The organism is Rickettsia endosymbiont of Halotydeus destructor, from assembly GCF_049278075.1.
Taxonomy (GTDB): domain Bacteria; phylum Pseudomonadota; class Alphaproteobacteria; order Rickettsiales; family Rickettsiaceae; genus Rickettsia.
This window is the reverse complement of the sequence record NZ_JAPNPB010000001.1, coordinates 310,988-324,951: the sequence shown is the minus strand read 5'-3', so window position 1 is coordinate 324,951 and position 13,964 is coordinate 310,988. Positions and strand designations below refer to the sequence as shown.

Genomic DNA, 13,964 nt, shown 5'->3' with positions numbered 1-13,964 from the left:
AATTTAAATAATTTATATCTACAATAGTAAGGTTAAAATATTATTTTGTGTATTTTAAATATCACTACAACCAAAAATTAGATTGATAACCCCCAGGAACAACTTAATTTACTTGATTATCTTTATTATTTTGTTACAATAACCTCCGTTAATGGTGTTTAAACTCCATCGTTGCAAAACATTTGTATTAAGACCTTAGTAAATTATGCTAGGGGGCCGTTGTATGAGCGCTGCAGTATTCATGCAACGGGAAATTATTGTTTTCAATGATTGAGTTTATCCCCTAGCACCTATTTTTGATTAGTTTGAAAATGACGATTTAAAGATAAAATTATTAAACTTGATACTAAAAATTATTGTAATAGAAGTTATACCTATAAAAAACTTCTTAATTTTCAGGAAAGAAAAACCAATTTTTGCAATTTTAATTAAATATAAAATACCATATGCTAGGCTATCATGATGAGCAAAGAAGCTTAACCCGTAAGCAAAAAGAAGCTATCGGCTTACTATCTATCGGCACTTTTTTAGAATATTTTGACCTAATGCTGTATGTTCATATGGCGGTGCTACTTAATGATTTATTTTTTCCTAAATCAGATCCTAAAGTTGCTTCACTTTTATCGGCAGCGGCTTTTTGCTCTACTTATGTCTTAAGACCATTTGCAGCTTTTATATTAGGTTGGATTGGAGATAATATCGGGCGTAAATCTACCGTGATTATTACTACCTTTATAATGGCGATATCATGTTTAGTTATGGCTAATCTATCAACTTTTGAGGAAAAGGGGATTATAGTTTCTTGGATTATGATAATTTGCCGTATGTCACAAGGCGTATCTTCAATGGGAGAAATAGTAGGAGCAGAATTGTATATAACAGAAACAACTAAACCGCCTGCTCAATATATATATGTAGGTATCATACTTATCGCTTCTCTTTTTGGCGGTATGGCCGCATTGGCATTTGGTGTTATTAGTGCCAATTATCTTTTAAACTGGCGTTACGCTTTTTGGGGCGGCGCTATAATAGCCTTGGTAGGACTGGTAGCTAGAACTAGACTCCGAGAATCAACAGAATTTGTTGATGCAAAACGACGAATAAAAAATACTTTAGAAGATTTTGGCATAAACACTCAAAAGCTACCTTACAAAGAATATATTGAGGAAAAAGTTAATAAAAAAACTGCCTTAGCTTATTTTTTAGTTGTAATTTCAGGCTCAGCTTGTTTTTACCTTATTTACGTTCATTGTGCATCTTTACTAAAAACAAATTTCAATTATTCTCCTGCTGAAGTCATGAAAAATAATTTTTATGTTTCTGTTGCTCAATTAGTTTTAATGGTTTTGTTAGTTTTATTAACCTTAAAATTTCCTCCGCTTAAAATACTAAAAGTTAGAGCAATTATGTTTTTAGTGGCTATGCCGATTAGTATTTATTTTTTAAATAATGCCACTACCGACTTTGATATATTTAAAATACAAATATTATTAATCATGACTAGCATCACTACTAGTACGGCTACTCCTATAATTCTCAAAAGCTTTCCGGTATTTAAGCGATTTACTTACTCTACTGTTTTATATGCTTTCTCAACAATTTTTATATATGCAATTACTTCGTTTGGTATGGTTTTTCTAGTAAATATTTTAGGCACTTATAGTATCCTTCTCATTATGATGCCGGTTGGAATAGCTTTTTATTGGGGGGTTACCCATTTTGAATTGCTTGAAAAACTTCGAGGTAATTATCAGCCTTAAGGATTTTTTCCTTTAAAGCCATTCTTTTTAAATTAGCTTGTTGTTCGAACATTTCACGGCAAAGTTTGACTAAGGTATGTTCTACAGTATATATCTCAAAATATGCACAAATATATAGAAAATGTTCTAATGTTTCCTTTATAATTTTCTGAATTTTTTCAGGTGATTTGACTCCCAAAGTTTGCAAGTTATGTACTCGATCAAAGATTTTTATAAGTGCTGTGTCATGTCTTTTTTGTTTCATTAGTAAATTTATACTTTCTTCAACGCTAATTTTTCCGTAAGGTTTAATGCGCGTTAAGCCTTCTACATGTTTGGCAATATCTTTATCAAAAATATTACTAATTTCCTCCTCTGTAAGTTTTGTATCTTCAATAGTATCGTGTAATAAAGTTGCATTTAATATAGTAGAAGTAAAAAGTCTTGGAGCTTCATAAGCGCCAAACTCTGCTACCATATACGCAACTTCTATCGGATGAGAATAATAAGGCTCACCCGATTGACGCATTTGTGCGCCATGATATTTTCGTGCGTAGTAAATCCCCTTTTTAATTTCTCTAAGATCCACTTGGTGCTTTACTAATCTATTTAAATAAGTAATCTTATCTAATAATCTTTTAGAATAACAACAGTCTTCAAACTTTTCTTCCCAGTAATTAATATCTTGCATAAAATTAACTTAAATTATTAGATTAATCCTTATAACATTTTCTATTTAAAATTTAAAGTAATAAATTGCAAGAAGAGATGTTTTTTAACCTTATAATTATTTTTGAATGGAAAAAAGCTTGAATTTTATGAGTACTAATACGCAGTAGTACATTATATGGACCGAAAATTACCCACCATAGTGAAGCCGCGAAATGACTACGGCTTGTCTAAATTGTCCTAAATATATGAAAAATTTAATTGGAATGCCAACATTTATTAGGCGACAAAATTAATATAAAAATATGCTTATACTTGATGTATATGACGTTAAGAGGCGCTTCATCATGAGGATTTTGGTAGCCAAGCAACAAAGTTCTTCTCTATTACATCATTTCTGCTTTAGATAAAAAATTTAGACTTTTTTTGTTATACCAAACAAGTTTGCCAAATTTATTACAAATATTCTGAGATACTGCAAAATGATAACTATATTTTTGCATTTTATCTTATGGAGAGGTAGGTTCTGTGCACCTAGCATAAAACATGTTTTAACCATCCGCACAACAATATTTACCTACAATAACCATATATATGTAATAAATTATTAATAATTAGTGTAAAAACCCATACTATTTTAACTTTTTATTATATTTATTATTGCATTATTTTTAATATTCCACTAAATTATTTATTATTCAACTAAAACGTTATTATTATTAAATATATTTATACTAAAAAATATACTTAATAATTATTGTTTCTTAGGCTTTATAATTTTTATTCTTCACAAATAAACAAAAATTAATTGATTTTTATTATTAATATATTACAATAGCTAACTTTTATTAATTAATAGGGAAGGAAATGCAAAATTTAGCACAAAAAATTGTATCTTTTTCTGAGCACAAATTAGAAATAGAGCAAATAAAGGAATTTATACAGGAAGGGTGGTCAATAGTAAAATTAGTACCCAATAAAGGGCGTTTTATTGGGCTTTTGGAAAAAATTTCGTCTACAGATGATGAAAGCGTCTATCTTCCTCCAAGAAAAAGAATAGTAGTTGATCTCTAATCGCCACTTAAAAAGCTTTAATAAATTTTATTTAAGCAAAAAATCTAATTTATTACCCAAGGTAATATCCAAATACTTAGCAGAATAGGGCATGTTATCAACCTCCATTTCTATATTTAACTTTTGCTTAGCAGAAATATTAATATTCATCTTATCAACTACATAAGAAGCTAAAACTTTTCGATCTTTATCAATTATTCTGACCCTAATTAAAGGTATTGATATTTGATAATTTAATGGATTAACTATTTTACACGAGACTTTTATTTTATTAGTATCTTTAATATCTCTTATTAAAATATTTTCAATTTTTAACTCGTTATATTTAAATAAAAATCGACAATTATCCTCTAACAATATTATTAAAGAAAAAATAATAAAACTTATCCATAACAAAGGAAAAAAACTATAGCTGGGAGGCTTGGAAGGTAACAATACTGGCAAACTGCCAGGGTTTATATATACTTCATTTTTAATAGATTCAAAATTTTCTTCAATTTTACCGAAATCAGTTAACTTGGTAATCTTACAATCTAATTTTTGATACCATACTTCCCGACATTTAGAGCATTTAACTTTACGACCGTTTATGCCTATTTGTTCGTTTAAGACAATAAATTTCGTATGGCAGCCAGGACAGTTAATATACATTGAATTATTATATTTTATAAATTGACTTAATAGTAAAGTGATTTATTATTTTTATCATATAGACCTATACAGTATTATGCTATACTGCTCATATTTCAGGAATTAGATTTTATTTTGAAGGGTGAGCACACGCAGCCTATACTTAATAGGTGAGTATGCGAATTCCCTGATAAAATAAAAAAATAATTCCTGAAATATGAATAGTATAGCTTATATTAAAGAAATTGAAGAAGCTTGGCAAATAAAAGATCAACTAATTCACACTCCCGCAAAGCTAAAAGATGTTAGAAAGCTACTTAATATTATTATACATGATTTAAATCATGGTATTATTAGGGCTTGTGAAAAAAGAGAAAATAACTGGCAGGTAAATGAATGGGTAAAAAAAGCACTATTGTTATATTTTATTATTACCGAGTCGCAAATTTACACCGGTAGTTATAAAAACTGGTACGATAAAATCCCTGCTAAATTCTTACCGGATACCGATGACAGCGTTTTTAAAAAAGCCGGAGTACGTATAGTACCAGGAGCTTTTATCAGAACTGGCTGTTATATTGCTAAAAATGTTATTATTATGCCTTCTTTTATTAATATCGGCGCTTATATAGATGAAGGAACAATGGTTGATAGCTGGGCAACTATTGGCTCTTGCGCTCAAATCGGTAAAAACTGTCATATTTCAGGTGGCACAGGAATAGGCGGAGTATTGGAACCATTGCAGGCAAAGCCGGTAATAATAGAGGATAACTGTTTCATCGGCGCCAGATCAGAAATAGCAGAAGGCGTAATAGTAGAGGAAGGGGCCGTAATTAGTATGGGGGTATTTATTTCCGCCTCCACAAAGATAGTATATAGAGAGACCGGAGAAATTATTTACGGCAGGGTACCGCCTTATTCGGTAGTAGTACCGGGTACTCTTCCGGCAAAAGAGACCGGCAAGCCTTCACTTTATTGCGCAGTTATCGTAAAGCAGGTTGATAAGAATACCAGAAGTAAAGTTGCTGTTAACGAGTTACTAAGAGTTTGATGATTTGCTTATAATATGGTGGCATGAATAGGTTAAAGCATGTTCTATATCATTCTCATGAAAACGGGAATTCAAAAAAAGCTTAGAGCGAGTATAATCGCATAATAAATTTTACTCTATAATTTGTTTAAAAAATTTCTGGATTTCCACCTACGCGGGAAGGTATTGTTGCGTGGATCGAAAACGCCGACAAACACACCTTCATTGCGTGTCGAGGCGAAGAATTGACACGGCGATCTAAGAAAAAATAGCTAAAAATGCTATGAAATTATTATTTTCTAGATGCCGCACAGCACAGCTCCTCGCAATGACGTTTAGGGTATCCACGCAACAACACCTTCGCGGGAAGGACATTGAAAATTCGAGTCATACAATAAGGCTATTTAAGCCATGGTGTGACACCATACTTTTAATTTAAAAGATTATTTTTATGAAATTACTAAAAATATTTTTATTATCCCTTTTACTAATTAGCTGCGATAAGAAAGCAGCTGAGAGTAATATAATCGTCGGCACTTCTGCGGATAACCCACCCTATGAATTTATTCAAAATGGTGAAATTGTTGGGATTGATATTGATATTATTAATGCGATAGGCGAACGTTTAAACAAAAAAGTCGTAATAAAAAACTTTGATTTCAACGGATTACTTGCAGCCCTGGTTAGTCAAAATGTTGATGTTGTTATAGCCGCACTTTCCGCTACGCCGGAACGTGAAGAATATATTAGTTTTTCCGGTAATTACGGAGAATCAAAATTATCAATGTTATATAGAGTTGATGATAACATACAAACCATTGACGATTTAAACGATAAAATAGTAGGCGCACAACTCGGTAGCAGCTGGGAAAAAACCGCTCAAGAACTAGCGCAAAAAATCAATATTAAAATTAATTCTTTATCAAATAATTTAATGTTAGTCGAAGAATTAAAATCAAAAGTTATAGACGTTGTTATTCTTGAAGAATTCCAGTCTATAAAGTTTAAAGAAAATAACCAAAATTTAGCAAGTTGTAATTTAGAAGGCTTTTCTTCAAAATTTGCTATAGCCATGTCTAAAAACTCAGGACTTGTTAAAGAAGTTAATGAAGCAATCAACTCGCTGAAAAAAGATGGGACTCTCAATAAAATTATGAAAAAATGGTTAGTACAATAAAGGAAGAGGCATTTAAAAAAGCAATGAGTCGCTTCCCTACCGGCGTTACTGTTATAACAACTTCTTATGACAGTAAACTTTTCGGATTTACGGCAAATTCTTTTACTTCCGTGTCTTTAAAGCCGTCTCTGGTATCTTTTTGTCTTGATGAAAAGGCTTTTAGTATTGACGGTTTTAATAATAGCGATAAATTTGCTGTGAGTATTTTAGCAGAAAATCAAATTGATATCTCAAAGCATTTTTCCAGGCATCAGTCAGATAAATTTTTAAATATTTCCTATACGCAAGGAGAATATAGCGAATGCCCGTTAATAGATGGGGCAACTTGTCATATTGAATGCCAGAAAGTTACAAGCTATAACGCCGGCGATCATATTATATTTATTGGTGAGGTTATTCATACCGCTATAAAAAATGATTCAAACCCATTATTATACTTCTTAAAATCATATAAAGAATTAAAATGATTATAAATATTGGAATTTGTGGTTTCAGCGGTAAAATGGGACAAACGATTATAGAAAGAATCGAAAAATTCAGTCATTGTAAAATTTCTGAAAAATTTAATAGCTCAAGTGATTTAAAAAAACTTGATAATTTTTGTAAAAATTCTGACGTGATTATTGATTTTTCGACCCCGACACTGTTAGAAAAACTTATAGATTATGCTCTTAAGCACAATACTAAATTAGTAATCGGCACTACCGGATTAATACCGCAACAATTGGATTATATAAAAGCAGCTGCAAAAACTTTGCCTATTTTATATTCTGCTAATATGAGCCTGGGGGCTAATTTACTAGGAGTTTTAGCTAAAATAGCTGCCCAAACTCTTAATAGCAGTTATGATATTGAAATTTTAGATACCCATCACCGAGCTAAAAAAGATGCACCTTCCGGAACGGCTATCTTACTTGGTGAAATAATTGCAGCGGCAAAGGGTTTAAACTTTCATGAATATGCGGTGTTTAATCGTGGTAACACTACAAGGAAAGATAACGAAATCGGCATTACTTCAATACGCGGCGGGAATATCCCCGGCATACATGATATATATTTCTTGGGGAACGATGAAACTATAACCTTGCAGCATCAGGCTCTTAATAAGAATTCTTTTGCCGAGGGCGCAATTAAAGCCGCTATTTGGTTAGCCGATAAACCTCCCGGCTTATATTCTATGCTAGATGTATTTGAAATTTAAGTTTGAAATAGTTAAATTAAAAAGCTTTTATCTCTAAAGAGCCCTTGACACCTCTTTATATTTACATTATATTCTCATAAATTATTTATAGTTAAGTTTAAGGTATTTGACTTATGTCTCGTAGGTGTGAGCTCACTGGTGTGGGTGTTTTGTACGGCAATAATGTATCTCATTCGCAACGCAAAACCAGAAGGCGTTTTGAGCCTAATTTAAGATCCGTTAAATTTACAAGCGATGCAACCGCTCAGGAATATAGACTGTCAGTAAATGCAAAATGCATACGTTCGGTAGAAAAAGCCGGTGGTTTTGATGAATATATGATAAAAGTGTCTAATAATATTTTATCCGATAATGCAAAAGCTATTAAAAGAAAAATAATTCAGAATAAATTGGCAGGGACATTATGAAAAGCGGCATACATCCCGAATATAAAGATTTTTTAATTAAGATTAGTAGCGATACTTTTAAGACAATGTCCGCTCATCCTACCGGTGAGATTTTAATGGATGTTGATTATAGAAAGCATCCGGCTTGGAACAAAGATATGGGAAATGTTGTTAATCAATCTAATAAAAGCATTAGTGATTTTAATAAAAAATTCTCCGGTCTTTCTTTTGGTGCACCAAAAAAACCGGAAGCAGAGTAAGATTAAGTTATTACAAGTAGATCGTGGCCCCGCGCCAGGGTATCCAGAAAAAATCTTAGTAAAAAGACTGGATGCCGGGGTCAAGACACGGCTGACATTGAACGCTTTGCAAAAATTTGACCCACGCAACAACGTCTTGTAGAAAAGCATTGTCGTATGGATCGAAATCGTTACAAAAAACACCGTCATTGCGAGGAAGCACCTCGTGTCGACTTGGCAATCTAGAAAAAAATAGCAAAAATGCTATGAGATTTATTATTTTCTAGATTCGTATTATTATCGCGGGGTGGAGCAGCCCGGTAGCTCGTCAGGCTCATAACCTGAAGGTCGTTGGTTCAAATCCAGCCCCCGCAACCAAAATTCCTTACTTCTAATTGTAAATATATTCCCCCAAAGCATTGTTATATAGAAAATTAAAATGTGTTTTATGTCATTCTAGTTCTGCATTGTTGCGTGCGAGGATACCCTCAATCGTCATTGCGAGGATGGCGTGGTGTTGTTGCATAGCTCGGAAATTATACCAAATTCTCCGATGTCATTCTAGCTAAAGGCGGGAACCTAGAAACTAAAAGGTGTAAACACTATAAATTTTACAACTAAAAGCTTAAATTATTTTACCTTTTTCTGGATTCCCGCCTTTAGCTAGAATGACATCGAGCGCTTTTAAGAGCCATGCAACAACGTCGGATGGCGTTGTTGTGTGGATATCTCAACGTGAGGAGCGTAGACCACTACGTCATTGCGAGGAGGTATTTATGCCGACGCGGCAATCTAAACATTGTTTTTTCTAGATTGCCACGTCGATTCTACGAATCTCCTCGCAATGACGATGTAGAATTAATCCACCAAGCAATACATCTAATACCCTTGCAGTAGTCTAGTTTTTGTAATATTTTCTTAGGCTATCTTATATAATACATAATAATCCATTATGAAGACAATTTTACCTGATCGATCCCTGCATATCCAAGTTAGGCTTAATTATGTAGTAAGCCAAATCTTAGATATTGCACAAGATAAAATCGCTATGATTATCTTGTATGGCTCTTTTGCAAGAGGCGATTGGGTGCGTGACCTACCTAATGGCTATCATAGCGATACTGATATTTTGATAATTCTCAAAAAAGGTAAATATAAAGGACACGCTACCTTAAGGGTAGAAGATAAAATATATAAAAGGTAGAAAAAAAAGGAATTATAAAACCTCAAATTATCCCATATGATTCAGAGATATCTATAATTCTTGAATCAATGGAGGAGATAAATGAGCAATTAGAAAAAAGGCGTTATTTTTACACGGATATCAAAAAAGAGGGTATTCTTTTATATGATAGCGGTGAATTTACACTTAGCAACGCTAAAGATTTGCCCTGGAGCGAGATGAAAGAAATTGCTAAAGATTATTATGAAGAGTGGTTTGATTTTGGAGCAGGATTTCTTATAGATTCTAAAAGTAATTTAGAAAGAGAAAGCCTTAGACATAGTGCTTTTTATCTTCATCAAGCTACGGAAAGTTTTTACAGTAGCATTTTATTAGTTTTTTCTAATTATAAACCAAAACTACACGACATAAAAAAAATAGAGAGCAGAGTAGCAAATTATAATAGTGAATTATGGCAAGTATTCCCTAAAGCAACTCCTGAACAAAAAGAATGTTTTGAATTACTAAAAAAAGCTTATGTTGAAGCGAGATATAACAGAAATTATAAAATTACTAAAGAGCAACTACAATATCTTATTGAGAGAGTAGAAAAATTAAAAAATATTACAGAAAAAATTTGCCTAGAGCGTATTAATCAATAAAATTTATTATTGCGAGCAACTAAAGGTCTTGTTGCAGGGCCAGACCCTTACCCCGTCGTTGCAAGAAAAGGCCTTTATGCCGATGTGGCAATCTAAACATTGTTTTTTCTAGATTGCTGTGCTTCTTTTAGTCGCTCGCAATGACGTTTATGTTATTTCCGCGGGGCCGTTTTGCTTGAATACTCAAATCGTCATGGCTTACCTCTACAAGCATTGCTTCATGATTCAAATTTTTGGTGTCATACCAGCGAAAGCTGGTATCTAACTTTTGTTATATTGTTAAGTAGATTCCCTCTTTTGAGAAAAGGTATTGTTGCGTGAATACCTCTTAACGGTTGAAGATATACACGTGAGCAATGCCGCAGCTAGAATTGACACCAAAATTTGAACCATGCAACAAGGCTTATCAAGTTACGCAATGAGATTTGAAGTATCGATAATAGCAATGCTGAACTAGAATAATATACAATGAACTATAATTTATATATTTTATTAATCGTGATATTGATGGTAGCGAGGGAGGGATTTGAACCCCCGACATACGGATTATGATTCCGTCGCTCTAACCAACTGAGCTACCCCGCCAGAGGAACTAAAAAAGTTATAAGAGTTATTAAATAGGCAGTATTATTATGTCATTTCCTGCATTCTTATGTCATTCCTAGCTAAAGGCGGGAATCCAGACTTTTCCTTGTCATGCTGAACTTGGTTCAGCATCTTTTAGTATATCCTGAAATAAATTCAGGATGACTATTATTTTTCTGGATCCCACACCTAAAGCAGGAATGACACACAACACTTTTTTCAAGCCACAGAAACAACTCCTGCTTTCACGGGAACGACATAAATAGTTGCAAATAATATCTTAACGTTTAGAGAATTGTGTTTTCTTACGTGCTTTACGTTGACCGTATTTTTTACGTTCTACAACTCTAGAATCACGTGTTAAAAATCCACCTTTACGTAATAGCGGATGAAATTCCGGAGCTGATATATCAAGCGCTTTAGCAATCCCATGTAAAATAGCACCTTTTTGTCCAGAAATCCCCCCGCCTTTAACAGTACAAATTACATCATATTGTCCGCTAGTTTTTGTTAAAATAAACGGTTGTAAAATAGTTTTAACATGAGTATTAGAAGTAAAATATTGATCTATATTTTTTTCGTTAACGGTTATTTTTCCTTTACCGGCTTTTATCCAAACTCTGGCGATAGCGTTTTTTCTTTTACCAGTAGCATAAAATTTGCCGATACTTCCTGAATCTTTCTTATCAGATATTTCTTTAGAAGGTATAACCGATAATTTTTTTTGAATTAAAGGTTCTTTTTCAGTTTTAATTTTTAATTCTGTCATATTATAAATTATTTTTTATTTTTAGGGTTCTGAGCAGCAAAATCATAAGCTACCGGTTGTTGTGCTTGATGAGGATGATCTTCTTTAGCGTAAACATATAAATTACTCATTTGTTTTGTACCCAAGACATTTCTGGTAATCATTCTTTTTACGGCCATCTTAACAACACGCTCAGGATATTTACCGCTTAAAATTTTCCCGGCAGTAGTTTCCTTTATTCCACCTGGAAACCCTGTATGTCTGTAATATATTTTACCGTCTTTTAATGCGGCTTTTTTACCGGTTAATTTTATATGTTCGGCGTTAATTATAATTACGTTATCTCCACAATCCATATGAGGAGTGAAAGTAGGCTTATGTTTACCACGCAATATATTAGCGACTTTACTAGCAAGCCTTCCAAGAACAAGGTCTTGTGCGTCTATAACCCACCATTTTTTTTGAATTTCCGAGGGTTTTGCAGAATAAGTTTTCACAGTAATATCTTTTTAATTATAATTATTTAAATTAAGATTATTTTGAGTTCATTAAATAGCATTAAATCAGGTTATTTGTCAAGTTAAATATACTACTCATCTTTCAAGAATTGTTTTTTCATTTTATCAGGGGATTCAATCATTAAAGTTATTATATTTTGGCACCTATTAAGTATAGGCTGCGTGCGTTCACCCTTCAAAATAAAATTCAATTCTCAAAATACGAGCAGTATATAATTTCACAGATTTACAGATTTTTCATACCGAATATTATTTCTTTATCTGTAGAAAAATACATATCATTATCGTTTATCCCATAATATTGAATATTTTTGATAATTTTTGTAATTGTCGGCGCCGTTTTTAAATGACCATTTTCATCTAATCGAAAACTATACAAAACTCCGTTAACGGAAATAATATCTAAATTTTGACCTGTATTATCTTTACTTATTAATGGCGCTAAGAAAATTGCTGATTTTAATTTTTTAATATCCTTACCCTCATTTAAATCAGCAACAAATTTTATTTGACCTGACGCAAGGCTTATACCGGCAATTTGCCGAGCATTATTTGTTACGAATAAGCTATTCCCGATTAATGACATTGATTGAACATCTTTAGCATCAGTTTGCCAAACAATTCTTCCAGTTGTTATATTTAGTTTTATTATTTTACCCATGCCGTTTGCAATATATAAATTATCATTATCACTAATAGGCGAGCATAAAATACCTGTTTCTTCAAAATTTGGCAAAGCCGTACTTTCAGGATTTACAGGCTCAAAACTCCAAAGGATCTCCCCATTTTTAATATTAATAGCCAAAATCTGCCCTGAACTATAAGTAACTATAACACGATCATGAACTAATATAGGCGCCACTTGATAGCTAGTCGATAAAACCTCAACCATTCCCTCATGTTGCCAAGTAGTATTTAGGGTTTGCATATTTAAAGCAATAACCTGGTTACTAATAGTTTGAACTAAAATAGTATTTTCGCTTAGCATAATCGGCTTAATTCTAATAATATCGGGTAACTCTTTCCTTATTAATTCATGCCCTGTTTTTGCATCTAATACTACTAGTAACCTTGAACCGTATGTTATATATAATTTACCATTATGATGCAAAATCCCGCCGCCAATATAATTATCTTGTTTATGTCTACTAATATTATACGACCAGATTGTACTTTTCTTGTCTTTCGAAAATGCCGATATATTTGATCGCATATCTAAGGTATAAATTATGTTATCAACAAAAACCGGTTCGGTGATAGTTTTATACTTACTAAAAGAATATGCTTTATTTTTTAACAGTTCAGGGGTAAAAAAGCTATTTTTATTAGAATCCAAATATACAGCTTCGTTAGTTTGCTCAGAAAGCCTTGGAGTTAATTCCACAATATTTTTTACCCTTTTAGGTCCAAGCCCATTACAAGAAATTAAAATAAAAGGTAGTAATAAGATTGCTAGTTTATTCATATTCTCTTGTCCTTATTAATATCTAAATTTGAAAGCAAAGCTCTGGCTTGATCTTTTGTTAGCTCCGGGGCGTTATTTGATGCTATTAGTATTTTTAAAGTTTCTTTTGCTGCATACGGCATATCATTTTTGATATCCCAAATTGCTTTTATAAGATTGGCGGTAGCCCAAAAAGCCTTTTCTTCATCGTTAAAATATTTTAAATATGTTAACGCCTTTTCTCTATCCAAATTGTTTAAATTTTCTTCGTCAATAATTAAACTTAACCATGAAACACGGGCATAAGCCGTTGTTATTTCTTGATAATCGGTATTTTGAATAATTTTTTCTAATAAAGCTTTAGCATCTGAATAATTCTTTTCAGAAATTTTTATAGCAACTTGCTCTAATAAAGCAATTTCTTTTATTCTGTTATTACTTGTATTACTTAAACTTTCCAAGGTATTAAATGCCAAAGCCTTATTGCCTTCGATTGTTTCAATAGCTATGGCTTTAACAAAAATGTCACCGTTTTCCTGATTATTTTTAATTTGTTTATCTTTATACTTATTATTGACTATCATTATAATCACAATAATTATTGCAAAAACTATAATGACAGGCAAAATCTTTTTGAAAAATTTTAACCTTTTTTCTTCATTTTGATCGTTTAATACTTCTTCTAAAATATCAGACATTT

General features: G+C 32.2%; 16 protein-coding genes and 2 tRNA genes. 11 read left to right on the top strand and 7 right to left on the bottom strand.

Annotated elements, in window-relative coordinates; genetic code table 11:
- Window positions 1–446: 446 nt before the first annotated feature.
- On the top strand, window positions 447–1,760 hold the full coding sequence (locus tag OTR29_RS01455) for an MFS transporter (protein WP_422228886.1): 1,314 nt from the start codon (window positions 447–449) through the stop codon (window positions 1,758–1,760).
- Here the strand turns inward: OTR29_RS01455 and OTR29_RS01450 are convergent.
- Window positions 1,711–2,430 carry an HD domain-containing protein gene (locus OTR29_RS01450; protein ID WP_422228885.1) on the bottom strand — a complete coding sequence of 240 codons (720 nt, stop codon included), beginning with the start codon at window positions 2,428–2,430 and terminating at the stop codon, window positions 1,711–1,713. The two genes, OTR29_RS01455 and OTR29_RS01450, sit on opposite strands and share 50 nt — an antisense overlap.
- 845 nt (window positions 2,431–3,275) lie before the next feature.
- Here OTR29_RS01450 and OTR29_RS01445 point away from each other — a divergent pair.
- Window positions 3,276–3,482: a DUF2674 domain-containing protein gene (locus tag OTR29_RS01445; protein WP_422228884.1), complete on the top strand. Its 207-nt coding sequence runs from the start codon at window positions 3,276–3,278 to the stop codon at window positions 3,480–3,482.
- A gap of 27 nt (window positions 3,483–3,509) precedes the next feature.
- Here the strand turns inward: OTR29_RS01445 and OTR29_RS01440 are convergent, their stop codons facing one another.
- Entirely contained in the window at window positions 3,510–4,133 is a 624-nt protein-coding gene (locus OTR29_RS01440; protein ID WP_422228883.1) for an MJ0042-type zinc finger domain-containing protein, read from the bottom strand.
- Between the two features lie 196 nt (window positions 4,134–4,329).
- On the opposite strand from OTR29_RS01440, the gene dapD reads away from it, so the two are divergent.
- From dapD to OTR29_RS01395, 9 genes are all read left to right on the top strand, one after another.
- Complete coding sequence (gene dapD, locus OTR29_RS01435; RefSeq protein WP_422228882.1) at window positions 4,330–5,163, top strand: 2,3,4,5-tetrahydropyridine-2,6-dicarboxylate N-succinyltransferase; 834 nt, start codon at window positions 4,330–4,332, stop codon at window positions 5,161–5,163.
- Window positions 5,164–5,593: 430 nt separating this feature from the next.
- Window positions 5,594–6,319, top strand: coding sequence for a substrate-binding periplasmic protein (locus tag OTR29_RS01430; RefSeq protein WP_422228881.1), 726 nt, complete (start codon window positions 5,594–5,596; stop codon window positions 6,317–6,319).
- A complete protein-coding gene (locus OTR29_RS01425; protein WP_422228880.1) occupies window positions 6,304–6,786 on the top strand; it encodes a flavin reductase family protein in 483 nt (160 codons plus the stop codon). The genes OTR29_RS01430 and OTR29_RS01425 overlap by 16 nt, the downstream gene beginning before the upstream one ends.
- Window positions 6,786–7,520: a 4-hydroxy-tetrahydrodipicolinate reductase gene (gene dapB, locus OTR29_RS01420; protein ID WP_422229059.1), complete on the top strand. Its 735-nt coding sequence runs from the start codon at window positions 6,786–6,788 to the stop codon at window positions 7,518–7,520. The genes OTR29_RS01425 and dapB overlap by 1 nt, the downstream gene beginning before the upstream one ends.
- A gap of 113 nt (window positions 7,521–7,633) precedes the next feature.
- Window positions 7,634–7,927: a 50S ribosomal protein L28 gene (rpmB, locus tag OTR29_RS01415; protein ID WP_422228879.1), complete on the top strand. Its 294-nt coding sequence runs from the start codon at window positions 7,634–7,636 to the stop codon at window positions 7,925–7,927.
- The gene (locus OTR29_RS01410; RefSeq protein WP_422228878.1) at window positions 7,924–8,166 is read left to right on the top strand and encodes a 50S ribosomal protein L31; all 243 of its coding nucleotides are present in this window, start codon (window positions 7,924–7,926) and stop codon (window positions 8,164–8,166) included. Before rpmB ends, OTR29_RS01410 begins: the two co-directional genes overlap by 4 nt.
- A 280-nt stretch (window positions 8,167–8,446) precedes the next feature.
- Window positions 8,447–8,523, top strand: a tRNA-Met gene (locus OTR29_RS01405).
- Window positions 8,524–9,097: 574 nt separating this feature from the next.
- Complete coding sequence (locus OTR29_RS01400) at window positions 9,098–9,349, top strand: nucleotidyltransferase domain-containing protein (RefSeq protein WP_422228877.1); 252 nt, start codon at window positions 9,098–9,100, stop codon at window positions 9,347–9,349.
- A gap of 68 nt (window positions 9,350–9,417) precedes the next feature.
- The gene (locus tag OTR29_RS01395; protein ID WP_422228876.1) at window positions 9,418–9,969 is read left to right on the top strand and encodes a HEPN domain-containing protein; all 552 of its coding nucleotides are present in this window, start codon (window positions 9,418–9,420) and stop codon (window positions 9,967–9,969) included.
- A gap of 508 nt (window positions 9,970–10,477) precedes the next feature.
- Here the strand turns inward: OTR29_RS01395 and OTR29_RS01390 are convergent.
- From OTR29_RS01390 to OTR29_RS01370, 5 genes are all read right to left on the bottom strand, one after another.
- A tRNA-Met gene (locus OTR29_RS01390) sits at window positions 10,478–10,554 on the bottom strand.
- Between the two features lie 280 nt (window positions 10,555–10,834).
- A complete protein-coding gene (gene rpsI, locus OTR29_RS01385; RefSeq protein ID WP_422228875.1) occupies window positions 10,835–11,323 on the bottom strand; it encodes a 30S ribosomal protein S9 in 489 nt (162 codons plus the stop codon).
- A gap of 8 nt (window positions 11,324–11,331) precedes the next feature.
- The gene (rplM, locus tag OTR29_RS01380; protein ID WP_422228874.1) at window positions 11,332–11,799 is read right to left on the bottom strand and encodes a 50S ribosomal protein L13; all 468 of its coding nucleotides are present in this window, start codon (window positions 11,797–11,799) and stop codon (window positions 11,332–11,334) included.
- 247 nt (window positions 11,800–12,046) lie between these two features.
- Window positions 12,047–13,285: an outer membrane protein assembly factor BamB family protein gene (locus OTR29_RS01375; RefSeq protein ID WP_422228873.1), complete on the bottom strand. Its 1,239-nt coding sequence runs from the start codon at window positions 13,283–13,285 to the stop codon at window positions 12,047–12,049.
- Window positions 13,282–13,962 carry a DUF2659 family protein gene (locus OTR29_RS01370; protein ID WP_422228872.1) on the bottom strand — a complete coding sequence of 227 codons (681 nt, stop codon included), beginning with the start codon at window positions 13,960–13,962 and terminating at the stop codon, window positions 13,282–13,284. The genes OTR29_RS01375 and OTR29_RS01370 overlap by 4 nt, the downstream gene beginning before the upstream one ends.
- Window positions 13,963–13,964: the final 2 nt, after the last annotated feature.